20 protein-coding genes and 1 tRNA gene are annotated in these 22,857 nt (G+C 67.9%); 12 read left to right on the top strand and 9 right to left on the bottom strand.

All coding sequences use genetic code 11. The features are described from left to right. The first annotated feature begins 7 nt into the window (after positions 1-7). From murC to lpxC, 7 genes are all read left to right on the top strand, one after another. On the top strand, positions 8-1,456 hold the full coding sequence (murC, locus tag ACKI2N_RS16980; protein ID WP_420996489.1) for a UDP-N-acetylmuramate--L-alanine ligase: 1,449 nt from the start codon (positions 8-10) through the stop codon (positions 1,454-1,456). Further along, entirely contained in the window at positions 1,453-2,436 is a 984-nt protein-coding gene (locus tag ACKI2N_RS16975; protein ID WP_420996488.1) for a D-alanine--D-alanine ligase, read from the top strand. Before murC ends, ACKI2N_RS16975 begins: the two co-directional genes overlap by 4 nt. Before the next feature lie 55 nt (positions 2,437-2,491). Then, a complete protein-coding gene (locus ACKI2N_RS16970; protein WP_420996487.1) occupies positions 2,492-3,364 on the top strand; it encodes a cell division protein FtsQ/DivIB in 873 nt (290 codons plus the stop codon). After that, complete coding sequence (gene ftsA / locus ACKI2N_RS16965) at positions 3,361-4,593, top strand: cell division protein FtsA (RefSeq protein WP_420996486.1); 1,233 nt, start codon at positions 3,361-3,363, stop codon at positions 4,591-4,593. Before ACKI2N_RS16970 ends, ftsA begins: the two co-directional genes overlap by 4 nt. Before the next feature lie 163 nt (positions 4,594-4,756). Then, positions 4,757-5,956, top strand: coding sequence for a cell division protein FtsZ (gene ftsZ, locus ACKI2N_RS16960; protein ID WP_420996485.1), 1,200 nt, complete (start codon positions 4,757-4,759; stop codon positions 5,954-5,956). 516 nt (positions 5,957-6,472) lie between these two features. After that, complete coding sequence (locus tag ACKI2N_RS16955; RefSeq protein WP_420996484.1) at positions 6,473-6,979, top strand: peroxiredoxin; 507 nt, start codon at positions 6,473-6,475, stop codon at positions 6,977-6,979. A gap of 216 nt (positions 6,980-7,195) precedes the next feature. After that, positions 7,196-8,113 carry a UDP-3-O-acyl-N-acetylglucosamine deacetylase gene (gene lpxC / locus ACKI2N_RS16950; protein WP_420996483.1) on the top strand — a complete coding sequence of 306 codons (918 nt, stop codon included), beginning with the start codon at positions 7,196-7,198 and terminating at the stop codon, positions 8,111-8,113. 65 nt (positions 8,114-8,178) lie between these two features. Here the strand turns inward: lpxC and ACKI2N_RS16945 are convergent, their stop codons facing one another. Continuing rightward, positions 8,179-8,709, bottom strand: a complete 531-nt coding sequence (locus tag ACKI2N_RS16945) for a hypothetical protein (RefSeq protein WP_420996482.1) — start codon at positions 8,707-8,709, stop codon at positions 8,179-8,181. Positions 8,710-8,778: 69 nt separating this feature from the next. Here ACKI2N_RS16945 and ACKI2N_RS16940 point away from each other — a divergent pair, with 69 nt between their 5' ends. The 5 genes from ACKI2N_RS16940 (at position 8,779) to ACKI2N_RS16920 (ending at position 15,639) form a co-directional block, all read left to right on the top strand. Further along, the gene (locus tag ACKI2N_RS16940) at positions 8,779-9,723 is read left to right on the top strand and encodes a M23 family metallopeptidase (protein WP_420996481.1); all 945 of its coding nucleotides are present in this window, start codon (positions 8,779-8,781) and stop codon (positions 9,721-9,723) included. Between the two features lie 290 nt (positions 9,724-10,013). After that, positions 10,014-12,791: a preprotein translocase subunit SecA gene (secA, locus tag ACKI2N_RS16935; protein ID WP_420996480.1), complete on the top strand. Its 2,778-nt coding sequence runs from the start codon at positions 10,014-10,016 to the stop codon at positions 12,789-12,791. Positions 12,792-12,974: 183 nt separating this feature from the next. After that, complete coding sequence (gene argJ / locus ACKI2N_RS16930) at positions 12,975-14,204, top strand: bifunctional glutamate N-acetyltransferase/amino-acid acetyltransferase ArgJ (RefSeq protein ID WP_420996479.1); 1,230 nt, start codon at positions 12,975-12,977, stop codon at positions 14,202-14,204. A gap of 107 nt (positions 14,205-14,311) precedes the next feature. Continuing rightward, the gene (locus ACKI2N_RS16925; RefSeq protein WP_420996478.1) at positions 14,312-15,211 is read left to right on the top strand and encodes an ATP-binding protein; all 900 of its coding nucleotides are present in this window, start codon (positions 14,312-14,314) and stop codon (positions 15,209-15,211) included. After that, a complete protein-coding gene (locus tag ACKI2N_RS16920; protein ID WP_420996477.1) occupies positions 15,208-15,639 on the top strand; it encodes an NUDIX domain-containing protein in 432 nt (143 codons plus the stop codon). Before ACKI2N_RS16925 ends, ACKI2N_RS16920 begins: the two co-directional genes overlap by 4 nt. A 17-nt stretch (positions 15,640-15,656) precedes the next feature. On the opposite strand, the gene ACKI2N_RS16915 is transcribed toward ACKI2N_RS16920, so the two are convergent. From ACKI2N_RS16915 to ispB, 8 genes are all read right to left on the bottom strand, one after another. Continuing rightward, on the bottom strand, positions 15,657-15,842 hold the full coding sequence (locus ACKI2N_RS16915; RefSeq protein WP_420996476.1) for a DNA gyrase inhibitor YacG: 186 nt from the start codon (positions 15,840-15,842) through the stop codon (positions 15,657-15,659). 4 nt (positions 15,843-15,846) lie between these two features. Continuing rightward, positions 15,847-16,605: a cell division protein ZapD gene (zapD, locus tag ACKI2N_RS16910; protein WP_420996475.1), complete on the bottom strand. Its 759-nt coding sequence runs from the start codon at positions 16,603-16,605 to the stop codon at positions 15,847-15,849. Positions 16,606-16,750: 145 nt separating this feature from the next. After that, a complete protein-coding gene (gene coaE / locus ACKI2N_RS16905) occupies positions 16,751-17,374 on the bottom strand; it encodes a dephospho-CoA kinase (protein WP_420996474.1) in 624 nt (207 codons plus the stop codon). A gap of 39 nt (positions 17,375-17,413) precedes the next feature. Further along, positions 17,414-18,352 carry a prepilin peptidase gene (locus ACKI2N_RS16900; protein WP_420996473.1) on the bottom strand — a complete coding sequence of 313 codons (939 nt, stop codon included), beginning with the start codon at positions 18,350-18,352 and terminating at the stop codon, positions 17,414-17,416. A 3-nt stretch (positions 18,353-18,355) separates the two neighbouring features. Next, entirely contained in the window at positions 18,356-19,621 is a 1,266-nt protein-coding gene (locus tag ACKI2N_RS16895; protein WP_420996472.1) for a type II secretion system F family protein, read from the bottom strand. 30 nt (positions 19,622-19,651) lie between these two features. Beyond that, complete coding sequence (locus ACKI2N_RS16890; protein ID WP_420996471.1) at positions 19,652-21,412, bottom strand: ATPase, T2SS/T4P/T4SS family; 1,761 nt, start codon at positions 21,410-21,412, stop codon at positions 19,652-19,654. 246 nt (positions 21,413-21,658) lie between these two features. Next, a tRNA-Pro gene (locus ACKI2N_RS16885) sits at positions 21,659-21,735 on the bottom strand. A gap of 148 nt (positions 21,736-21,883) precedes the next feature. Then, the gene (gene ispB, locus ACKI2N_RS16880; protein ID WP_420996518.1) at positions 21,884-22,813 is read right to left on the bottom strand and encodes an octaprenyl diphosphate synthase; all 930 of its coding nucleotides are present in this window, start codon (positions 22,811-22,813) and stop codon (positions 21,884-21,886) included. Positions 22,814-22,857 lie beyond the last annotated feature (44 nt).

The raw sequence follows: 22,857 nt of genomic DNA, 5'->3' as shown, positions 1-22,857 counted from the left end.
CGGATTCATGAAGCACATCGTCAAGAACATCCACTTCGTAGGCATTGGCGGCGCCGGCATGAGCGGCATCGCGGAGGTCCTGCTGAACCTGGGCTACAAGGTCTCGGGCTCCGACGTGGGCAGCAACGCCGCCACGCGGCGCCTGGCGTCGCTGGGCGCGACCGTGATGCACGGCCACGACGCCGCCAACATCGGCGGCGCCAATGCCGTGGTGGTGTCCACCGCGGTGACCGGCGACAACCCCGAGGTGCTGGCCGCGCGCGCCAGGCGCATTCCGGTGGTGCCGCGCGCGGTCATGCTGGCCGAGCTGATGCGCCTGAAGCAGGGCGTGGCCATCGCCGGCACCCACGGCAAGACCACCACCACCAGCCTGGTGGCGTCGGTGCTGGCCGAAGGCGGGCTGGACCCCACCTTCGTGATCGGCGGCCGGCTCAACTCGGCCGGCGCCAACGCGCGCCTGGGCACCGGCGACTTCATCGTGGCCGAGGCCGACGAGTCGGACGCGTCGTTCCTCAACCTGTTCCCGGTGATCGAGGTCATCACCAACATCGACGCCGACCACATGGACACCTACGGGCACGATTTCGCCCGGCTCAAGCAGGCGTTCGTGGAGTTCACCCAGCGCCTGCCGTTCTACGGCATCGCCGTGCTGTGCGTGGACGACCCCAACGTGCGCGAGATCATGCCGTTCGTGTCCAAGCCGATCGTGCGCTACGGCTTTGCCGAGGACGCGCAGATCCGCGCGGTCAACGCGCGCGCGGTCGACGGCCAGATGCATTTCACCGTGCTGCGCCAGCTCAACGGCCACGCCGAGCCGCCGCTGGACGTGGTGCTGAACCTGCCCGGCATGCACAACGTGCAGAACGCGCTGGCCGCCATCGCCATCGCCACCGAGCTGGAGGTGGCCGACGCCGCCATCGTCAAGGCGCTGCGCGAGTTCCACGGCGTGGGGCGGCGCTTCCAGCGCTACGGCGAAGTCGCCTGCGCCGGCGCGGACGGGGCCGAAGGCACCTTCACGCTGGTCGACGACTACGGCCACCACCCGGTCGAGATGGCCGCCACGCTGGCCGCGGCGCGCGGCGCGTTCCCGGGGCGCCGGCTGGTGCTGGCGTTCCAGCCGCACCGCTTCACCCGAACGCGCGACTGCTTCGAGGACTTCGTCAAGGTGCTCGGCACGGTGGACGCGCTGCTGCTGACCGAGGTCTACGCCGCCGGCGAGACCCCCATCGTGGCCGCCGACGGCCGTGCGCTGACGCGCGCGCTGCGCGTGGCGGGCAAGGTTGAACCCGTTTTCGTGGAGCAGATCGAGGAAATGCCACAGGCCATCCTGAACGCCGCGCGTCCCGGCGACGTCGTGGTGACGATGGGCGCCGGCACCATCGGCGGCGTGCCGGGCCAGCTGGTCTCGCAACAGCTTTCGCAGCAGGTTTCTCAACAAGCGGGAGGCCACGCATGAGCTTCGTCGCCCATCCCAATATCGACCCGAAATCGCTCGGCAAGGTCGGCGTGCTGCTGGGCGGCCGCTCTGCCGAGCGCGAGGTCTCGCTGATGTCGGGCAGCGGCGTGCTGGCCGCGCTGCGCGCGCGCGGCGTGGATGCGCACGGCTTCGATCCGGGCCTGCAGTCGGTGGCCGAGCTGGCCACGGCCGGCTTCGACCGCGTCTTCATCGCGCTGCACGGCCGCTACGGCGAGGACGGCACCATCCAGGGTCTGCTGGAACAGCTGGGCGTGCCCTATACCGGCAGCGGCGTGCTGCCTTCCGCGCTGGCCATGGACAAGCAGGCCACCAAGCGCCTGTGGCTGACGCACGGCCTGCCCACGCCGCGCTTCGCCATGCTGCACGCCGATACCGACCTTGCCGCCGTGGTGGCCGAACTGGGCCTGCCGCTGATCGTCAAGCCGGCGCGCGAGGGTTCGTCGATCGGGCTGACCAAGGTCACCGAGGCGGGCCAGATGCAGGCCGCCTTCGAGAAGGCCGCGGTACTCGACAACGACGTCATCGCCGAGGAATTCATCGACGGCGCCGAGCTGACCTGCCCGATCGTGGGGGAGGGCGCCGGCGCCGAAGCGCTGCCGGTGATCCGCATCGTCGCGCCCGGCGCCAACTACGACTATCAAAACAAGTACTTTACTGACGATACCCAATACTTGTGCCCGTCGGGCCTGCCGGACGAGGTCGAAGCCGAGGTCCGGCGCCTGGCGGTGCAGTCCTTCCGCGTGCTGGGCTGCCGCGGCTGGGCGCGCGCCGACGTGATGCTGCGCGCCGACGGCAAGCCTTTCCTGCTCGAGATGAACACCTCGCCCGGCATGACCGGCCATTCGCTGGTGCCGATGGCGGCGCGCGCGGCCGGCATCAGCTACGAGGATTTCGTGCTGCAGGTGACGGCCGCCGCCACGCTGGACCTGCATCCGAACGAAGCCTGGAAACCCGACTGAACGCAAGAAACGATTGCATCGAACCTGACCCGACGGACCGGAAACGCGCCAAGCCATGTGGCACAACACTCGCCTGCTCAACCTGATCGCCTCCACGCTGTATGCGCTGGTGGCGCTGATGGCGTTCGCCGCCGGCCTGCTGTGGCTGGCGCAGCGGCCGGTGTTCGCCATCACGCACGTGGAGCTGTCGGCCATGGAGGGCGGCACCCTGCGCCACGTGAACGCGCCGGGCGTGCGCGCCAACGCGCTGGGCAAGCTGAGCGGCAACTTCTTCACGCTCGACCTCAACGAGGCGCGCCAGAGCTTCGAGTCCGTGCCCTGGGTGCGGCGCGCCAGCGTGCGGCGCGAATGGCCCAATGGCCTGGCGGTCGAGGTCGAGGAGCACGAGGCGCTCGGTACCTGGGGCAATGCCGACAGCGGCCGCCTGATCAACACCTACGGCGAGATCTTCGTCGCCAACCCGGCCGAGGCCGAGGAAGACGCGCAGCTGCTCGCGCTGGACGGCCCGCCCGACAGCGAAGCGGACGTGGTGGACAAGCTCGAGGTCATGCGCGAATGGTTCAAGCCGCTCAAGGTCGAGCCGCTGGCGGTGACGCTGTCGCCGCGCTACGCGTGGCGCACGCGGTTGTCCAACGGCATGGTGATCGAGCTCGGGCGCGAGCAGAACGATGAAGAGCGCGACGCCATGGCGCAGCGCGTGAAGCGTTTCGTGGTGGCCTGGCCCCAGGTCACGGAGCAGTGGGGCAAGCAGATCGAATACGCGGACCTGCGCTATCCGAACGGATTTGCCATCCGCGCGGCCAACGTGCGCTTCCTGACCGATGCGCAGGCCGCGGCGGCCGCCAAGGCCCGCGCGCCCGCGGCCAGTACCAATCCGACAAACAATCCGACGCGACTCAAGAGCAAGAACGCGGAGAAAACCCGATGAGCAAGGAATACAAGGACCTGTTGGTCGGTCTCGATATCGGCACTTCCAAGGTGGCCGCGGTGGTGGCGGAACTGCGCCCCGACGGCAGCTATGAAGTGATCGGGATGGGCCAGTCGGAGTCCAAGGGTCTGAAGAAGGGGGTCGTGGTCAATATCGAGGCCACCGTGCAGTCCATCCAGCGCGCGCTGGAGGAGGCCGAGCTGATGGCCGACTGCAAGATCTCCGAAGTCTTCACCGGCATCGCCGGCAGCCATATCCGCAGCTTCAATTCCAGCGGCATGGTGGCGATCAAGGACAAGGAGGTCACGCAGACCGACGTGGCGCGGGTGATCGAGACCGCCAAGGCGGTCAACATCCCGACCGACCAGCAGATCCTGCACATCCTGACGCAGGAATTCATCATCGACGGCCAGGAAGACGTGCGCGAGCCGATCGGCATGAGCGGCATCCGGCTGGAAGTGAAGGTGCATATCGTCACCGGCGCGGTCAGCGCGGCGCAGAACATCGTCAAGTGCGTGCGGCGCTGCGGCCTGGAGGTGCACGACCTGATCCTGCAGCCGCTGGCCTCCAGCCTGGCGGTGCTGACCGAGGACGAGAAGGAGCTCGGCGTGGTGCTGGTCGACATCGGCGGCGGCACCACCGACATCGCCATCTTCAGCGAAGGCGCGATCCGGCACACCGCCGTGATCCCGATCGCCGGCGACCAGATCACCAACGACATCGCCATGGCGCTGCGCACGCCCACGCCCGATGCCGAGGACATCAAGATGCAGTACGGCATCGCCAAGCAGGCCATCGCCGATCCGGAAGACATGATCGAGGTCCCTGGCGTGGGCGACCGCGGCACCCGCACGCTGAGCCGGCAGGCGCTGGCGGCGGTGATCGAGCCGCGCATCGAGGAACTCTACTCGCTGGTGCACCAGGTGGTGCGCGAGTCGGGCTACGAGGAATTGCTGTCTTCGGGGGTGGTGATCACCGGCGGCACGGCGATGATGCCGGGCATGGTGGAACTGGGCGAGGACATTTTCCTCAAACCGGTTCGGGTCGGCGTGCCGGAATATCGCGGAAATCTGCACGAAGTCGTCAAGAGTCCGCGCTATTCGACCGTAATGGGACTACTGCTCGAAGGCCGCGTGCAGCGCATGCGCGGGCGCCGGGTGGCGGTGCAGAGCGGCTCCGTCAAGCACGTATGGGGCCGCATGAAGGAATGGTTCGTCGGCAATTTCTGAGGTTGCCGGCGCGCAGGGTTTGGAAAGATTGACGGCGCTGTCCACCGGATCGGGGGCGGGCCGTTGAAACAGGCAGTTCTTTTTGATGGTTTCTTGTTCAGTAGCCAAGGGTTGCGGCGGGGAGGCCGCAGCGTTTGGCAGCTGATTCTTCTTGGAGGCAGTGATGGACTTTGACATGATCGAAACGGAAATGCAGGACGGCACCATCATCAAGGTGGTGGGCGTGGGCGGCGCGGGCGGCAATGCCGTGCAGCACATGATCAGCCGCGGCGTGCAAGGCGTCGAATTCATCTGCATGAACACCGACGCACAGGCGCTCAAGCGCTCTTCCGCCTCGCGCGTGCTGCAGCTCGGCAACACCGGCCTGGGCGCCGGCGCCAAGCCGGAAGTGGGCCGCAACTGCGCCGAGCAGGCGCGCGAGCAGATCGCCGATTCGCTGCGCGGCGCGCACATGGTCTTCATCACTGCCGGCATGGGCGGCGGCACCGGCACCGGCGCCGCCCCGATCGTGGCGCAGGTGGCCAAGGAAATGGGCATCCTGACCGTGGGCGTGGTGAGCAAGCCGTTCGAGTTCGAAGGCGCGCGCCGCGCCAAGGTGGCGGAATCCGGCTCGAGCGAGCTGGAGTCCAGCGTCGACTCGCTGATCGTGGTGCTCAACGAGAAGCTGTTCGAGGTGATGGGCGACGACGCCGAGATGGACAAGTGCTTCCAGTGCGCCGACGACGTGCTGCACAACGCCGTGGCCGGCATCGCCGAGATCATCAACGTGGACGGCCTGGTGAACGTCGACTTCGAAGACGTGAAGACGGTCATGGGCGAGCAGGGCAAGGCCATGATGGGCACGGCGACCGTATCGGGCGTGGACCGCGCCCGCCTGGCCGCCGAGCAGGCCGTGGCCAGCCCGCTGCTCGAAGGCGTGGACCTGTCCGGCGCGCGCGGCGTGCTGGTCAACATCACCGCCAGCCGCTCGCTCAAGCTGTCCGAGACCAAGGAAGTCATGAACACCATCCGCAGCTACGCGGCGGAAGATGCCACGGTGATCTTCGGCACGGTGTACGACGACTCCATGGGCGACGCACTGCGCGTGACCGTGGTGGCGACGGGCCTGGGCCGTTCGGCCAAGAAGCAGCAGCCGATGACCCTGCTCAAGACCGGTACCGACAACATGCCGGTGCAGATGATGGGCAACATGGCCAACACCGTGAACGCGGGCCACAGCAGCGCGCCGGACTACAGCAACCTGGACACGCCGGCCGTGTGGCGCAGCTCGCGCGAATCGGCGTCCGCCCATGTCGCCGCGCTGCAGGAAAAGGGTGTGGATACCTACGATATCCCCGCCTTCCTGCGCAAGCAGGCGGACTGAGTCGGCACGGCAAGGTGCTGGCCTCCAGGCCGGCTGCCCGCCGGGCCGTGGCCCCGGAACAGCGAAACACGCAAGCGCTCCCTATCCGCCCGTGTTGCGCCCCGAGGCCGCGGCCTGAGCGGCAGCCTGCCGCGCCGCGCCCGCGCTGACGCCCTCAGCTCGCATCCCGTCGCCGGGACAGGCGTGCCTCCGGCCGCCTCCCCGGACTGGTCTCCCGCCGTTCCCGGCCGGGATGTGCCGCCGTCCGCGCGGCGATCGCAAGATCGCCGCGCGCATTGCATTTTTCTGGCACAGTGCGGCACCACGCCCTTGCCGCACGTTTGCGCCCCGCACGTCCAAGCTCAAGCGCGCGCCAGGGTTAAGGTTTAGAGTCGCACTGGATCCGCATCGGGCCGCGCCGCCCGCCCCCCATGTCGGAAAGCACCGACAGCGCAACGCGCAGGCTCTGCCTTGGGCGCCGCGGATGTGCGCACTATGATGCTAGACAGGGTTTTTACCGAGACAGGAAGAGACAGCATGATCGAAACAGGAGCGCGTGTGCCCGACGCCACGCTGAACGAATTCTTCGACACCGAGGCCGGCGGCTGCAGCCTCGGGCCCAACGCCTTTTCGGTGGCGGAGCTGGCGCGCGGCCGCAAGATCGTGGTGTTCGGGCTGCCGGGTGCCTTTACCCCGACCTGCTCGGCCAAGCACGTGCCGGGCTATGTAGCCCAGGCCGAGGCGCTGCGCGCCGCCGGCGTGGATGAAGTGTGGTGCGTCTCGGTCAACGACGCCTTCGTGATGGGCGCCTGGGGCCGCGAGCAGAACACGGCCGGCAAGGTGCGCATGATGGCCGACGGCAGCGCCGAATGGACGCGCAAGCTAGGCCTGGAAATGGACCTGACCGCGCGCGGCATGGGCGTGCGCTCCAAGCGCTATGCCTTGGTGATGGAAGACGGCGTGGTGACAGGCCTGTGGATCGAAGCCCCGGGCGAATTCAAGGTCAGCAGCGCCGAAGCCGTGCTGGCGGCGCTGGGCGCGTAGAGGTCGCGCGCCGGGGTTGCGCGCCTGTCGTTGCGCATCTAATACGCAATTGTGACAGTCAAGCCCTCGCGAGTGATGCAAATTACACTTGTGGGGGCTGATTTTTACCGATCTAACAGACCGAAACAAAGTGGCGCAGCGCAGCAAACAAAGCGGTGGTAAAATCGCTATATCAGTAAGTTCAGTCGATAGATTTTAATAATAGCTGAGAACGTCATGCTCAAACAGCGCACCATCAAATCCCTGGTCAAGACCGTAGGCATTGGCTTGCACTCGGGCCGTAAAGTGACGCTGACGCTGCGCCCCGCCCCGGTAGACACTGGCATCGTATTCACCCGCGTGGACCTGCCCGAGGCGGTCGAGATCCCCGCGAGCGCCAGCGCCATCGGCGACACCCGCCTTGCCTCGGTCCTGCAGAAGGACGGCGCGCGGGTCTCCACCGTGGAACACCTGATGTCCGCCTGCGCGGGCCTCGGCATCGACAACCTGTACGTGGACGTCGACGCGGAGGAAATCCCCATCATGGACGGCAGCGCCGCGTCCTTCGTCTTCCTGCTGCAGTCCGCCGAGATCGAGCAGCAGTCCGCGCCCAAGCGCTTCATCCGCGTGAAGAAGGCCGTGGAGGTGCGCGAAGGCGACAAGCTGGCGCGCCTGGAGCCGTTCTTCGGCTTCAAGCTGGCCTTCACCATCGACTTCCGCCACCCGGCGGTGGACAAGACCGGCCAGACCTTCGCCATCGATTTCGCCGACACCAGCTACGTGCGCGAGATCGCGCGCGCGCGCACCTTCGGCTTCGCCCACGAGGTCGAGGCCCTGCGCGAGATGGGCCTGGCGCGCGGCGGCAGCCTCGACAACGCCATCGTGCTCGACGAGCACCGCATGCTGAACAACGAGGAACTGCGCTATGGCGACGAGTTCGTGCGCCACAAGATCCTGGATGCGATCGGCGACCTCTACGTGGTCGGCCACCCGCTGATCGGCGCGTATATCGCCAACAAGTCCGGCCACGGCCTCAACAACCAGTTGCTGCGGGCCCTGCTGGCCGACCAGGAAGCCTACGAAGTGGTGACGTTCGAGCGCGTCGAAGACGCGCCGCCGGCTTTCCTGCCGCAGTTGCAGCCGGCGTTCGCGTAAGCCGCGGGCGGTGCGCGCCCCAAGGACAAAGCCGGTCGGACGACCGGCTTTTTTCATGCGCGGACTCAGGCCTTCTCCGGTCCCGGTCCGTGATGCGACAGCAGCGTCTTCAGCGCGTCGCGCAACGGCGAATCGGGCAGGTCGCGCGCCAGCCGGTCCAGGCTCGCCAGCCCGCTGGCCGACATCCTGCCGTTCCTGGGGCGCTCCACCGGGCCGGTGTCCCAGTCCCCGTGGCGGCCCACGTCCGGTTGAACGCGTACCCGGATTGCGGTAATCTGCGAGCCCCGCTGCTGCAGTCTTCCAAGTAGCGTCGGCACCACCTGCCTCACCCGTGCCGCGGCGGCTCCATGGGCCGCCAGCAACAGCAGTGTCCGCTCCCCCTGGCCTTGCCCGATGGCGCGGGCGTCTTGCTTGACGCCTGCCACGGCGATGCCGTCCTGCAGTCCGCGAGGCAGGAGCGACAGCACCTCAGTTTCCAGTACCGCCAGTTCCCGCGCCGTCTGCATCAGGGCCGAGACCGGGCCGGCCTTGGCCAGCCAGTCGTTCAGCGGCTTGGCGGCGGGCGTCTGGAGGGCGTGGTGGGTGAACATGCGCATGCGCGCATTCTAGCGTGCCGCCGCTTGCGTGCGGCGCCGGGCCTTGCATCGGGAGAAGGGAGCCGCCTCATGCAGATCATCGTGCTTCATCCGCGCCTGCCGCAGGTGCGCCATTTCACGCTGTCGCGCGGCCGCCTCGCTGCCGGCCTGCTGCTGCTGTGCCTGCTGGTCGCGCTGGCCTCGTCGGCGCTCACCTGGTTCGCCGCGCGGGCCGGCCTGGCCGGGTCCGCCGCGCCGGCCCGCGCTCCCGGCGACGACGCCTACCTGCGCGCCAACCTCAATGTGCTGGCCGCCCGCGTGGGCGAGATCCAGGCCCGCATGGTGCGCCTGGATGCGCTCGGCGAGCGGGTCTCCGGCCTGGCCGGCATCGCGCCGAAGGAGTTCGACTTCCGCCAGCCGCCCGGCCGTGGCGGCCTGGCGCCGTCGGCGCAGTCGCGCGCGCCCAGCCTGCCGGAACTGCAGCTCGCGCTGGCGCGCCTGTCCGACCAGGCCGAGCAGCATGCCGACTATCTCGACGTGGTGGCGACCACGCTGCTGGACCGCCAGAGCGAGGACCGCCGCGTGCCGCGCGTGCTGCCGGTGGCGTCCGGCTATGACGCGTCCGGCTTCGGCTGGCGCTTCGATCCCTTCACCGGGCGCCGTACCCCGCACGACGGCGTCGATTTCTCCGCGCCGCCCGGCACCCCGATCGTGGCGGCCGCCGGCGGCGTGGTGGTGGCCGCCGAATGGCACCCCGAGTACGGCAACCTGATCGACATCGACCACGGCAACGGCCTCAAGACCCGCTACGCGCACAGCGCCAGGATGCTGGTCAAGCCCGGCGACCTGGTCAAGCCGGGCCAGCAGATCGCGCTGGTGGGCTCGACCGGGCGCTCCACCGGCGCGCACCTGCACTTCGAGGTGCACGTCAACGGCGTGCCGCAGAACCCCAACCGCTTCCTCGCGGTGGCGAAGCCGGCACCCGCGCAGCTCGCCCGGGCCCCCGAGCCGACCGACCGCACCGCGATCCGCTGAGGTTTGGCGCGGCGCGGTTGAAGAACTGCCGGCCCGCCCCGATGTCCGAAGGGAACCGGGTGCGCGGGGACGTCAAGCGCGGCGGCCGCGGGGTGTGGTTTGCGCATCGCGCGGCGTGCCGCCTGCTTCCGGTCGTGACACCCGCGCGTGATAAACTCGGCGTTTTGCGCCAATCTTCCTATTTCCTCGCGCGGTTCGCCCTGGGCTGCCGGCCTGACCGGCGGCCAGGCCGCCGGTGCATGGCACAGCGGCGTACCACGGCAGACCTCTCGCGTAGGTGAAAGCAATCGATGATCACGGGCCTTCTCAAGAAAGTCTTCGGCAGCCGCAATGAACGGCTGGTCAAACAATACGGCAGGACCGTCGCGCAGATCAATGCGCTGGAACCGAAGTTCGCGGCGCTGTCGGACGACGACCTGCGCGCCATGACCGAGACCTTCCGGCAGCGCCACGCCGCGGGCGAGTCGCTCGAGGCCATGCTGCCCGAGGCGTTCGCGGTGTGCCGCGAGGCCAGCAAGCGGGTCATGAAGATGCGCCACTTCGACGTGCAGCTGATCGGCGGCATGGTCCTGAACGACAACAAGATCGCCGAAATGCGCACGGGCGAGGGCAAGACCCTGACCGCCACGCTGGCGGTGTACCTGAACGCCATCACCGGCAAGGGCGTGCACGTGGTCACGGTCAACGACTACCTGGCCCAGCGCGACGCCGAGTGGATGGGGCGCCTGTACAACTTCCTCGGCCTGTCGGTGGGCGTGAACCTGTCGCAGATGCCGCACGACCAGAAGGCGGCGGCCTACGCGGCCGACATCACCTACGGCACCAACAACGAGTTCGGCTTCGACTACCTGCGCGACAACATGGTCTACGATCCGGGCCAGCGCGTACAGCGTCCGCTGCACTACGCGATCGTCGACGAGGTGGACTCGATCCTGATCGACGAAGCGCGCACCCCGCTGATCATCTCGGGCCAGGCGGAGAACCATACCGACCTGTACCAGCGCATGAACGGCATCCCCAAGCTGCTCGAGCGCCAGATCGGCGAGGAAAAGGCCGACGGCACCGGCGTCGAGAAGCCCGGCGACTACTACGTCGACGAGAAGGGCCACCAGGTCTACCTGACCGAGGCCGGCCACGAAAAGGCCGAGGAAATCCTCGCGCAGCAGGGCCTGATCGGCGAGGGCGAATCGCTCTACGCGCCGCAGAACATCACGCTGATGCATCACCTGTACGCCGCCCTGCGCGCGCACAGCCTGTTCCACCGCGACCAGCACTACGTGGTGCAGAACGACGAAGTCGTGATCGTCGACGAATTCACCGGCCGCCTGATGACGGGCCGCCGCTGGTCCGACGGCCTGCACCAGGCCGTGGAAGCCAAGGAAGGCGTGACCATCCAGCAGGAAAACCAGACGCTGGCCACGATCACCTTCCAGAACTACTTCCGCATGTACGAGAAGCTGTCCGGCATGACCGGCACGGCCGACACGGAAGCCTACGAGTTCCAGGAGATCTACGGCCTCGAAGTGGTGGTGATCCCGACCAACCGGGCTGCCCAGCGCAAGGACTTCCAGGACCAGATCTACAAGACCTCGAACGAGCGCTACGACGCCGTGGTGCGCGACATCCGCGACTGCTACGAGCGCGGCCAGCCGGTGCTGGTGGGCACTACCTCGATCGAGACCTCGGAATACCTCTCGGGCCTGCTCAACAAGGCCAAGCTGCCGCACCAGGTGCTCAACGCCAAGCAGCACGAGCGCGAAGCCGAGATCGTGGCGCAGGCCGGGCGGCCCAAGATGATCACCATCGCCACCAACATGGCGGGCCGCGGCACCGACATCGTGCTGGGCGGCAACGTGGAAAAGCAGGCCGGCTTCATCGAGGCCGACGACAGCCTGCCCGAAGCCGAGAAGGCCACGCGCATCGCCAAGCTCAAGGACGAGTGGCAGTCGCTGCACGAGCAGGTCAAGGCCGCCGGCGGCCTGCACATCGTCGGCACCGAGCGCCACGAGTCGCGCCGCATCGACAACCAGCTGCGCGGCCGCGCCGGGCGCCAGGGCGACCCGGGCTCGTCGCGCTTCTACCTGTCGCTCGACGACCAGCTGCTGCGCATCTTCGCCGGCGACCGCGTGCGCGCGATCATGGAACGCCTGAAGATGCCCGAAGGCGAGCCCATCGAGGCCGGCATCGTCACGCGCTCGATCGAATCCGCCCAGCGCAAGGTCGAAGGCCGCAACTTCGACATCCGCAAGCAGCTGCTGCAGTACGACGACGTCGCCAACGACCAGCGCAAGGAAATCTACAAGCTGCGCAACGAAGTGCTCGAGTCGCACGACGTCGGCGAGATGGTGAAGAACCTGCGCGAGAGCGTGCTGGTCGAGATGTTCCGCGACCACGTGCCCGCCGACACCATGGAAGAGCAGTGGGACATCGCCGGCCTGGAAACCAAGCTGCGCGAGGAATGGTCGCTGGACGTGCCGCTGGCCGCCACGGTCGAGGCCGCGCAGAGCATCGAGGACGAGGAACTGCTCAACCTGATCGTGCGCGCCGCCGACGAGCGCTACGAAAGCAAGGTCAATCAGGTCGGCCGCGAGTCGTTTGCCGGCTTCGAGCGCTCGGTCATGCTGCAGAGCATCGACACGCACTGGCGGGAGCACCTGGCCGCGCTGGATCACCTGCGCCAGGGCATCCACCTGCGCGGCTATGCGCAGAAGGACCCCAAGCAGGAATACAAGCGCGAGTCGTTCGAGCTGTTCGCGCGGCTGCTGGACCTGATCAAGGTCGAGGTCACGCGCGTGATCTTCAACGTGCAGATCCAGTCGCCGGAACAGCTCGAGCAGGCCTCGGAGCAGATCGAGGAAGGCCTCTCGCATCTCGGCAACGTGCAGTACAAGCATGAGGAGTTCGACGAGGCCAGCCAGCCCGCGGAGGCCGCCACCGCGCCCGAGCGCGCCGGCATCGCCTACGCCGCCGCGGCCGAGGCTGCCGGCATGGCCAAGGTGGGGCGCAACGATCCCTGCCCGTGCGGCTCCGGCAAGAAGTTCAAGCAGTGCCACGGCAAGCTCAGCTGAGCCGCGCACGGTGAAGTCAGCAAACATGCCCGCGCAAGCGGGCATGTTCGTCAGGGCGGTGCGGAACACGCAAGGACACGCAGGAAACAAGCGAGGAATCCGCGACGCGCGGGCCGCGCACGAGCGGTCCGCTCCGGCCTGGCGCCAGCAAACCAGCAACAAAGAACGCATAGAGGAACGCACATGGCCGTCAACCTGCCCCTGCCGCTGGCAGAGAACCTGAAACCCGTGGCCGGCGTCGAGCTCGGCTGGGCCGAAGCGGGTGTCCGCAAGGCCAACCGCAAGGACGTGCTGGTGGTGCGCGTGGCCGAAGGCAGCACCGTGGCCGGCGTGTTCACCCGCAACCGCTTCTGCGCCGCGCCGGTGCAGGTCTGCCGCGAGCACCTGGCCGCCGGCAAGGGCATCCGCGCGCTGGTGGTCAACACCGGCAATGCCAACGCCGGCACCGGCGAGCCCGGCCTGGCCGCCGCCCGCGCCACCTGCGACGCGCTCGCCGCGCAGCTCGGCATCGCCGCCGAGCAGGTGCTGCCGTTCTCGACCGGCGTGATCCTGGAGCCGCTGCCGGTGGACCGCATCGCCGCCGCGCTGCCGGCCGCCATCGCCAACGCGAAGCCGGACAACTGGCTGGCCGCGGCGGAGTCGATCATGACCACCGACACCCAGCCCAAGGCCGCCTCGCGCACCGTGCAGATCGGCGGCAAGACCGTCACGCTGTCGGGCATCAGCAAGGGCGCCGGCATGATCCGCCCCAACATGGCGACCATGCTGGGCTTCATCGCCACCGACGCCACCGTGGCGCAGCCCGTGGTGCAGGCGCTGGTGTCCTACGCGGCCGACCAGTCGTTCAACAGCATCACCATCGACGGCGACACCTCCACCAACGACTCGTTCGTGCTGATCGCCAGCGGCAAGGCCGGCGCGCCGGCCATCGAGCGCGCCGAGGGCGCCGACTTCGAGGCGCTGCGCGCCGCCGTGACGGACCTCGCCCAGGAACTGGCGCAGATGATCGTGCGCGACGGCGAGGGCGCCACCAAGCTGATGACCATCCGCGTGGAAGGCGGCAAGGACGTCGCCGAATGCCGCCAGATCGCCTACGCGGTGGCGCACTCGCCGCTGGTCAAGACCGCCTTCTACGCTTCCGACCCCAACCTCGGCCGCATCCTGGCCGCGGTGGGCTACGCGGGGGTGGACGACCTCGAGGTCGAGCGCGTCAACCTGTGGCTCGACGACGTGCTGGTCGCGCGCGACGGCGGGCGCAATCCCGACTACCGCGAGGAAGACGGCCAGCGGGTGATGAAGCAGGCCGAGATCACCGTGCGCATCGCGCTCGGCCGCGGCGACGCCGCCGCCACCGTATGGACCTGCGACCTGTCGCACGACTACGTTTCGATCAACGCGGACTACCGTTCGTAAGCCCCGCCCCGGGGGCCGGCGCCCGCTGCGCGCGGACGCCGGCCCCGGCTTCCTGCCCGGATCCGCCTTTCGCCTTTCGTCTTTCCCGCCTCTCCTGCCCAGCCGCCATGTCCGACCTCGCCTCCCGCCTCGACAGTTTCCTCGCCCGCCTTGAACAATGGTTGCCGCCCCAGCTGACCGACTCGGACTGGGAGCAGGCGGTAGCGTTCCGCTGGCGCAAGCGGCAGAGCCTGTTCGGCAACATCGGCTACCTGCAGGCGATCCGCCAGCTGCCGCCGATCCACCTCGACGATCTCAAGAACATCGAGCGCCAGAAAGACGCCATCGTCGCCAACACGCGCCAGTTCGTGCAGCGCCTGCCGGCCAACAACGTGCTGCTGACCGGCGCGCGCGGCACCGGCAAGTCCTCGCTGATCAAGGCTTGCCTCAACGCCTTCGTCAAGGACGGGCTGCGCCTGGTGGAAGTCGACAAGGACGACCTGGGCGACCTGGGCGACATCGTCGAGCAGCTCTCGGCGCGCCCGGAGCGCTTCGCCATCTTCTGCGACGACCTGTCGTTCGAGGACGGCGAGTCGGGCTACAAGTCGCTCAAGTCGGCGCTGGACGGCTCGGTGGCCGCGCAGTCGGACAATGTGCTGATCTACGCCACCTCCAACCGCCGCCACCTGTTGCCCGAGTACATGAAGGACAACGAGACCTACCGCCACACCGACGACGGTGAGATCCATCCCGGCGAAGTGGTGGAAGAAAAGATCTCGCTGTCCGAGCGCTTCGGCCTGTGGCTGTCGTTCTACCCGCCCAAGCAGGACGAGTACCTGGCCATCGTCGGCCACTGGCTCAAGCATTTCGGCTGCTCGGACGAGGACGTGGCCGCCGCGCGCGGCGACGCGCTGGTGTGGGCGCTGGAGCGCGGCTCGCGCTCGGGCCGCGTGGCCTGGCAGTTCGCGCGCGACTGGGGCGGCAAGCACGGCAAGCCGTTCGTCGCCGCGCCGGAAGGCCAGGCATGAGCGAGGCCGCGCACAATGCCGGCGGCGCCGCGCGCAAGGTGACCGAGGTCGCCGTGGGCGTGCTGGTGCGGCCCGACGGCCGCTTCCTGCTGGCGCAGCGCCCGGCCGGCAAGCCATACGAAGGCTACTGGGAATTCCCGGGCGGCAAGCTGGAGCCGGGCGAATCGGTGGAAGAGGCGCTGGCGCGCGAGCTGCACGAGGAACTCGGCATCGCGGTGTCGCAGTGCGTGCGCTGGCACGTGCTGGAGCACGATTACCCGCACGCCTATGTGCGCCTGCATTTCTGCAAGGTCACGGCATGGTCGGGCGAGCTGGAAGGGCGCGAAGGGCAGGCCTTCTCGTGGCAGTCGGCGCCGGTCGAGGTGGGGCCGCTGCTGCCAGCCACGGTGCCGGTGGTGGCGTGGCTGGCTGACGAAGGCAAGCGCTGAGGCGGCGCCTCGGCGCCTCAGTCTTCCTCGTCCTGTTCCGCCGAGGGATTCTCGCCGGGCTTGCCGCCGATCACGTATTTCTCCGAAGCCCAGGCGCCGAGGTCGATCTGCTTGCAGCGCTCGGAGCAGAACGGCCGGAACTTGTTCTCGGGCACCCAGGCCACGTCCTTGCCGCAGGTGGGGCATTTGACTACGGTTGTCATCGCTTCAGAAATTGCAGAGCTTGAGCAGGAAGGGGATGTCGGCATCCACCGAGCGCGGCCGCAGGTCGCCGTCCTGTTGCGTGAAACGGACCCACAGCATGTATTTGTTGGCGCTCATCTCGGGGATGAAGGCTAGCAGCGAGTCGTCCAGCAGCACCTGCATGAGCTGGTAGCTGCGGCCCGACAGCATCTGCTGGTAGCTGCCGCCGGTGGCGATGACCTTGCCGCTCTGGCCCGACTCGCGCAGCAGGCGCAGCACGGTATTGGTGCCCATGCGCAGCGCCACCAGCGGGCGCGCCCACTTGAGGATGTCCGAGCGGCGGTCCTCGGCCGGGCGGTGCTGCCATGCGTAGTAGGCCGGCAAATCGAATTCGCAGGTGCCGCCGGGAATGATGGCGCGGCTGCGGATGCTGGTCAGCCACTCGTTGTCGGTCAGCAGCTGGCCGGCCTTGCCCACCACCTGGTTGAGCTGCGACATGGCCTGCTCGATCTCGCCGACCACCGCGTCCAGCGCGCCCTGGTCGATCTGCGGGTTGGCGCGCAGCGCGGCCAGGGCCTGGCGCTGGCGCTCCAGCTCCTTGAGCAGGTCGGTCTTCAGATCCGCGCGGCCGGCCACGTCGATGATCTCGAACAGCGTCGTCAGCGCCACGTGGTGCTGCAAGGCGTGATCCTGGCCGAGGAAATAATCCAGGCGATCGAACAGGTCCTCCAGGCGCAGGAGAGTCCTGATGCGTTCGTTGAAAGGATATTCGTACAGAATCAAGTGATTGTCCGGGCGGCAGGGCGGGTTGGCGGGCAGCGTCGCTGGCAGTATGCGGCCATTTCCCGCGTGTATCCAGCGCATTCTATGCGAGTCCGCCGGGCAGGACAACGAAACGGCAGTCTAAAGGTGCTTCGCGCGCCACTGCTCACACTGGTGCCCGGCCGGCGGCGAGGCCGCGGTAAAGCCGGTCCAGACGCTCCACCTGCGGCGCCAGCGCCTCGGCCGGGCCGTCGTTGTCGACCACGTCGTCGGCGCAGGCCAGGCGCTCGGCGCGCCGGGCCTGCCTGGCCATGATGGCTTCGACCTGCGCGCGCGTGAAGCCGTTGCGCGCCATCACGCGCGCCACCTGCGTGGCTTCGCTGCAGTCGACCACCAGCACGCGGTCCACGCGCCTGGCCCAGGTACCGGACTCGACCAGCAGCGGCACCACGTAGATCAGGTAGGGATGCCGGCCCGCCGCGCGGATTTCGGCGGCGCGGGTCTCGGTCAGCTGGCGGATCAGCGGGTGGGTGATGGCTTCGAGCCGGGCCTTGGCGGCCGGGTCGGCAAACACCAGCGCGCGCATCGCTTCGCGGTCCATGGCGCCGTCGGCGCGCAGGCAGCCGGGGCCGAACGCCGCCACCAGCTCGGCAATGGCCAGCCCGCCCGGCGCGGTGATCTCGTGCGCCAGCAGGTCGGTGTCGATCAGGGCGGCGCCGCGCGCGGCGAACAGGTCCGCCACGCGGGTCTTGCCCGAGCCGATGCCTCCGGTCAGTCCGATTTGCAGCATGTCTGTCTCAAGGCTAGCGTGGGGTTGGCGGCGCGCCGCTCAGCCCGCGATTCCCCCGATTCTCGCGATGCCCAGCGGCAGCACGTTGGCGCCGAAGAACAGCACCAGCAGGCCGGCGCCGGCGATATAGGGGCCGAAGGCGAAATGCGTATCGCGATCCTGACGGCGCAGCGCGATATTGGCAAGCGCGAACAACAGTCCCACCACCGACGACAGCAGCACCAGCGCCGGCAGCGCCTGCCAGCCGAACCAGCCGCCCAACGCCGCCATCAGCTTGAAGTCGCCATAGCCCATGCCTTCCTTGCCGCGCACCAGCTTGAATACCCAGTACACCGTCCACAGCAGCAGGTAGCCCGCCGCCGCGCCGATCACGGCATCGGCCAGCGGCGCGAACAGCCCGCCCAGGTTGAGCAGCAGGCCCAGCCACAGCAGCGGCAGCGTGATCTGGTCGGGCAGCAGCTGCGTGTCCGCATCGATCAGCGTGAGGCAGATCAGCGCCCAGATCATGGCGATGGCCGCCAGCGCCTGCCAGGTCGGGCCGAAGTGGGCCGCGGCCAGCGCCGTGAGCAGCGCGGTGCCGGCTTCCACCAGCGGGTAGCGCCTGCCGATGGGCGCCTTGCAGGCCGAGCAGCGCCCGCGCAGCGCCAGGTAGCTCAGCACCGGAATATTCTCCAGCGCGCCGATCGCGTGGCCGCAATGCGGGCAGGCCGAGCGCGGCGCCATCAGGTTGTAGGTGTCGGGGTGGGGCAGCGGATCGTCGCGCAGCGAGGCGATGTAGTTGGCCTCGTCGCGCTCCATCATGCGCGGCAACCGGTGCACCACCACGTTGAGGAAGCTGCCGACCACCAGGCCGAGCAGCGCCGCCGCCGCCACCAGGAACCAGGGCGGCAGCACCGCCAGCGACGCGATGGCCTGCGCGGGCGCGGCCAGCGGGAAGAACGCGCCAGCGGCGCCGTGCGCGGAAAACAGCCACTGCATGCCTTACACCACCTGTCCCAGTTTGAAGATCGGCAGATACATCGCCACCACCATGCCGCCGATCAGCACGCCCAGCACCACGATGATGAGCGGCTCGATCAGGCTGGAGATGGCGGCCACGGCGTCGTCGACCTCGCGCTCGTAGAACTCCGCCACCTTCAGCAGCATGTTGTCCAGCGCGCCGGACTCCTCGCCGATCTGCGTCATCTGCAGCACCATGTTGTCGAACACATGGGTGGCCTGCATGGCGTTGGTCAGGCTGGTGCCGATGCGCACCGACTGCTCGATCTCCCTGGTGGCGTCGTAGTAGACCCAGTTGCCGGCGGCGCCGGCCACCGACTCCATCGACTCCACCAGCGGCGTGCCGGCGGCGAACATGGTGGCCAGCGTGCGCGTCCAGCGCGCGATCACCGCCTTGCGGAACAGCGAGCCGAAGATCGGCAGCCGCAGCAGCAGGCGGTCGCTGGCGCGCTGCACCTTCTCCGAGCGTTTGAGGCTGCGCAGGTAGAAGCCGATGCCGAACACCGGCACGCCGATCACCAGGTACCAGTTGTTGACGAAGAAGTCCGACATGGCGATCACGGCCAGCGTCGGCGCCGGCAGGTTGGCGCCGAAGCTCGAGAACACGCCCTTGAACGCCGGGATCACGAAGATCATCAGGATCACCGTCACGGCGAAGGCCACCGTCAGCACCGCGATCGGATAGATCATGGCCGACTTGATCTGGCTCTTCAGCGCGATGGTCTTTTCCATGTAGAGCGACAGGCGCTCCAGCAGGGCATCCAGGATACCGCCCTGCTCGCCCGCGTCGATCAGGTTGCAGTAGAGCGTGTCGAAGTAGCGCGGATGGCGGCGGAAGGCCTGCGCCATGCTGCTGCCCGATTCGATGTCGAAGCGGATCTCGGAAAGCAGCTGCGTGAAATTGGGGTTGGCATGGCCGCGCGCGATGATGTCGATCGACTGCAGCAGCGGGATGCCCGCCTTGAGCATGGTCGAGAGCTGGCGCGTGAAGTACGCGATGTCCTTCTCGGTGATCTTGCGCCCGCGCGCCGCGCGCCGCTTCTTGAGCTTGACCACGGTGAGGCCCTGCTTGCGCAGGGTGGCGTTGACCTCGGCCTGGCTCTCGGCGCGCAGCTCGCCCGTGAACACCTTGCCCTTGCGGTCCTTGCCCTCCCACTCGAAGATGTACTGCGTGGGCGCCTTACGCCCGGATTTCCCCTTGGGCACGGCCGCCTTGCGAGCGGCGGCGGCTGGTGCGCGTGTCGCCATGATTGACCCCAAATGACATGCTTTGTTGTTTTACATATTGGTTGTTGCCAGCACTTCTTCCAGCGAGGTGACGCCCTGCTTCACCTTGGACAGGCCGGCTTCGCGCAACGATAGCACGCCGTCGCGGCGTGCCTGCTCGGCGATCTGCAGGGCCGTGCCGTGCGCCAGGATGATCTGCTGCATCGCCTCGGTGATCGGCATCACCTGGTAGATGCCGCAGCGGCCCTTGTAGCCGGTGCCGTTGCAGCGCTCGCAGCCGACCGGGTGGTAGGGCTGCCAGCTGCCGTCGAGATCGGCTTCCTGGAAGCCGGCGTCGACCAGCACCTCGCGCGCCAGCTCGCCGGGCCGCTTGCACGTGCACAGGCGGCGCGCCAGCCGCTGCGCGGTGATCATCAGCACGCTCGAGGCGATGTTGAACGGGGCCACGCCCATGTTCATCAGGCGCGTGAGCGTGGTCGGCGCATCGTTGGTGTGCAAGGTGGAGAACACCAGGTGGCCGGTCTGGGCCGCCTTGATCGAGATGTCGGCGGTTTCCAGGTCGCGGATCTCGCCGACCATGATGATGTCCGGGTCCTGCCGCAGGAACGAGCGCAGCGCCGCCGCGAAGGTCAGGCCGGCCTTTTCGTTGACGTTGACCTGGTTGATGCCGGGCAGCTGGATTTCGGCCGGGTCCTCGGCCGTGGAGATATTGATGTCGCCCTGGTTGAGCCGGTTCAGGAAGGTGTACAGCGACACCGTCTTGCCGCTGCCGGTGGGGCCGGTCACCAGCACCATGCCGTAGGGGCGCTTGATGACGTCCAGCAGCAGCGCCTTCTGCGCCGGCTCGTAGCCGAGCTGGTCGATGTCGAGCTTGTCGGAGGACGACTCCAGGATCCGGATCACGATCTTCTCGCCGAACAGCGTGGGCAGCGTGGAGACGCGGAAGTCGATTGCCTTCTCGACGACTTCCCTGGGCTCCTTGCTGTCCTTGCCGTCCTTGTCCTTCTCCGCGTTCTTGTCCTTGGGCAGCGCGATCAGCAGCTTCATGCGGCCGTCCTGCGGCACGCGCTTTTCCGAGATGTCCAGGCGCGACAGCACCTTGATGCGGGTGGCGATCTTGTCGCGGATGTCGACCGGCGGCCGCGCCACCTCCTGCAGCACGCCGTCGACGCGGAAGCGGATGCGGTAGAAGGTCTCGAACGGCTCGAAGTGCAGGTCGGAGGCGCCGCGGTGGAAGGCCTCGGTCAGCAGCTTGTGCAGGAAGCGCACCACCGGCGCGTCGTCGATGTCGCCGGCGGTCTTGTTGCGCTGGGCGGCGGCGGAGGCGACCGGGTCGTACTCGATCATCTTCTGCTCGGCCTGCACCGGCGTGAGCGACTTGAGGGTGCCGCCGCCGTCCTCGCCGGCGGAGCGCACGTACTGCATCAGCTTGTCGTGCTCGACGACCACCGTATCGACCGGCAGGTTGTACTTCTGCTTGATGGCCTCGAGCCCGCCCTGGTTGCCCGGGTCGGACAGGGCCAGCACCAGGCGGTTCTCGCGCCGGCCCAGCGGCAGCAGCCGGTGGGCGTGGAACTCGCGGTTGCCCGCCAGCGCCGCCGGCACCTTGTTCAGGTTGTACTGGTTCAGGTCGACGAGAGGCAGCTGATATTTATCAGCCGCGAAGATCGCCACATCGTGCGCAGTCATGGTGCCGCTGGCGATGATCTCGTCGATCAGCTGCGACTTTTTTTCTCGTGCCGACTGTTCAAGCTGGGCGAGCAGGGCCGGCGCGATGCGCCGGCTCTGTGCAAGAGCTAGACCAAGTGTCATGGCAAAAAAAGCTGACGGCCGGCAAGCGGCCGAAGGACCCCGAATCGGCGCAGTTTGCAGGCGGGGTCACTTTTTGTAAAGGCGAGGCGGGAGCGGCGTTGGCGTTTGCGCGACACGCGCGCAACCCTACTGGCGCGGGGGGAGGGGGGGAGGGGCCCGCGGTGACAGTCCGGCAAAACCCATGGACGAAAAAAAGCCGCACATTGCTGTGCGGCTTTTTTGTACGGTCTTGCCGACCGTGAAAACTGGTCGGGGTGAGAGGATTCGAACCTCCGGCCTCTACGTCCCGAACGTAGCGCTCTACCAGGCTAAGCTACACCCCGTTTTTCTTGCTTTTTTCTATCGCGGCGCCAGAAATATTGTTGCAGCGAGAAAGCACACAAGTGTAGCAGCCTTTTTTTCGGATGGGAAGAGGCAAGCGCGTGTTCCTGTGTTTTTCCTGGCGGGGCGACGCGGACTCGGGGCTGGGACTCAGGACTGGCGCTGCAGCGAGAACGCGCACAGGTCGATCAGCGTCTGCTTGAGCGGCGAGTCGGGGAACTGTCGCGCGGCTTTCTCCGCCGCTTCGGCCTCGCCCCGCGCGGCTTCGAAGGTGACCTCGAGCGCGCCGCTGTCGTGGATCGCCGCGAACACCGCGTCGAAGTGCTCGGTGCCGCCCTGCACGATGGCGTCGCGCGCCAGCGCGCGCTGCGCCTCGGTGCCGTGCTCGAGCAGGTGCAGCAGCGGCAGCGTGGGCTTGCCTTCGCGCAGGTCGTCGCCGGCGTTCTTGCCCATCTGCTCGGCGCTGGCGGTGTAGTCCAGCATGTCGTCGATGAGCTGGAAGGCGGTGCCGATGCGGCGGCCATATTCGGCCGCGGCCTCTTCGGTGGCGGCATCCGCGCCGGCCAGCACGGCGCCGAGCTGGGCCGAGGCCTCGAACAGCTTGGCGGTCTTGTAGCGGATCACCTGCAGGTAGCGCTCCACGGTGACGTCGGGATCGTGCATGTTCAGCAACTGCAGGACCTCGCCTTCGGCGATCACGTTGGTGGCGTTGGAGAGGATCTCCATGATGCGCATGCTGCCGGCGTCCACCATCATCTGGAAGGCGCGCGAATAGAGGAAGTCGCCCACCAGCACGCTGGCGGCATTGCCGAACACCGCGTTGGCGGTCTGGCGGCCGCGGCGCAGCTCGGATTCGTCGACCACGTCGTCGTGCAGCAGCGTGGCGGTATGGATGAACTCCACCACGGCGGCCAGGTCGTGGTGGCGATGGCCGTCGTAGCCGAAGGCCCGCGCGGACAGCAGCAGGATCACCGGGCGCAGGCGTTTGCCGCCGGCGCTGATGATGTACTCGCCGATCTGCTCGATCAGGGGCACTTCCGAGGCGAGGCGCTGGCGGATCACTGAATCAACGGCGCGCATGTCGGCAGCGACCGGGGCAAGCAAGGCAGTGGCGGAAGACTGGG

Source organism: Cupriavidus sp. 30B13 (genome assembly GCF_049059565.2).
GTDB lineage: Bacteria > Pseudomonadota > Gammaproteobacteria > Burkholderiales > Burkholderiaceae > Cupriavidus.
Note: the sequence above shows the minus strand (reverse complement) of the source record. Positions and strands in the feature narration are given on the sequence as shown.

Coding starts and splice junctions, on each gene's coding strand:
- ACKI2N_RS16940 (WP_420996481.1), top strand. CDS start 8,779: ATGCAGATCATCGTGCTTCATCCGCGCCTGCCGCAGGTGCGCCATTTC.
- ACKI2N_RS16945 (WP_420996482.1), bottom strand. CDS start 8,709: ATGCGCATGTTCACCCACCACGCCCTCCAGACGCCCGCCGCCAAGCCG.
- ACKI2N_RS16920 (WP_420996477.1), top strand. CDS start 15,208: ATGAGCGAGGCCGCGCACAATGCCGGCGGCGCCGCGCGCAAGGTGACC.
- ACKI2N_RS16895 (WP_420996472.1), bottom strand. CDS start 19,621: ATGGCGACACGCGCACCAGCCGCCGCCGCTCGCAAGGCGGCCGTGCCC.
- argJ (WP_420996479.1), top strand. CDS start 12,975: ATGGCCGTCAACCTGCCCCTGCCGCTGGCAGAGAACCTGAAACCCGTG.
- ftsZ (WP_420996485.1), top strand. CDS start 4,757: ATGGACTTTGACATGATCGAAACGGAAATGCAGGACGGCACCATCATC.
- ACKI2N_RS16975 (WP_420996488.1), top strand. CDS start 1,453: ATGAGCTTCGTCGCCCATCCCAATATCGACCCGAAATCGCTCGGCAAG.
- ftsA (WP_420996486.1), top strand. CDS start 3,361: ATGAGCAAGGAATACAAGGACCTGTTGGTCGGTCTCGATATCGGCACT.
- secA (WP_420996480.1), top strand. CDS start 10,014: ATGATCACGGGCCTTCTCAAGAAAGTCTTCGGCAGCCGCAATGAACGG.
- ACKI2N_RS16900 (WP_420996473.1), bottom strand. CDS start 18,352: ATGCAGTGGCTGTTTTCCGCGCACGGCGCCGCTGGCGCGTTCTTCCCG.
- ACKI2N_RS16955 (WP_420996484.1), top strand. CDS start 6,473: ATGATCGAAACAGGAGCGCGTGTGCCCGACGCCACGCTGAACGAATTC.
- coaE (WP_420996474.1), bottom strand. CDS start 17,374: ATGCTGCAAATCGGACTGACCGGAGGCATCGGCTCGGGCAAGACCCGC.
- murC (WP_420996489.1), top strand. CDS start 8: ATGAAGCACATCGTCAAGAACATCCACTTCGTAGGCATTGGCGGCGCC.
- ACKI2N_RS16925 (WP_420996478.1), top strand. CDS start 14,312: ATGTCCGACCTCGCCTCCCGCCTCGACAGTTTCCTCGCCCGCCTTGAA.
- lpxC (WP_420996483.1), top strand. CDS start 7,196: ATGCTCAAACAGCGCACCATCAAATCCCTGGTCAAGACCGTAGGCATT.
- ispB (WP_420996518.1), bottom strand. CDS start 22,813: ATGCGCGCCGTTGATTCAGTGATCCGCCAGCGCCTCGCCTCGGAAGTG.
- ACKI2N_RS16890 (WP_420996471.1), bottom strand. CDS start 21,412: ATGACACTTGGTCTAGCTCTTGCACAGAGCCGGCGCATCGCGCCGGCC.
- ACKI2N_RS16915 (WP_420996476.1), bottom strand. CDS start 15,842: ATGACAACCGTAGTCAAATGCCCCACCTGCGGCAAGGACGTGGCCTGG.
- ACKI2N_RS16970 (WP_420996487.1), top strand. CDS start 2,492: ATGTGGCACAACACTCGCCTGCTCAACCTGATCGCCTCCACGCTGTAT.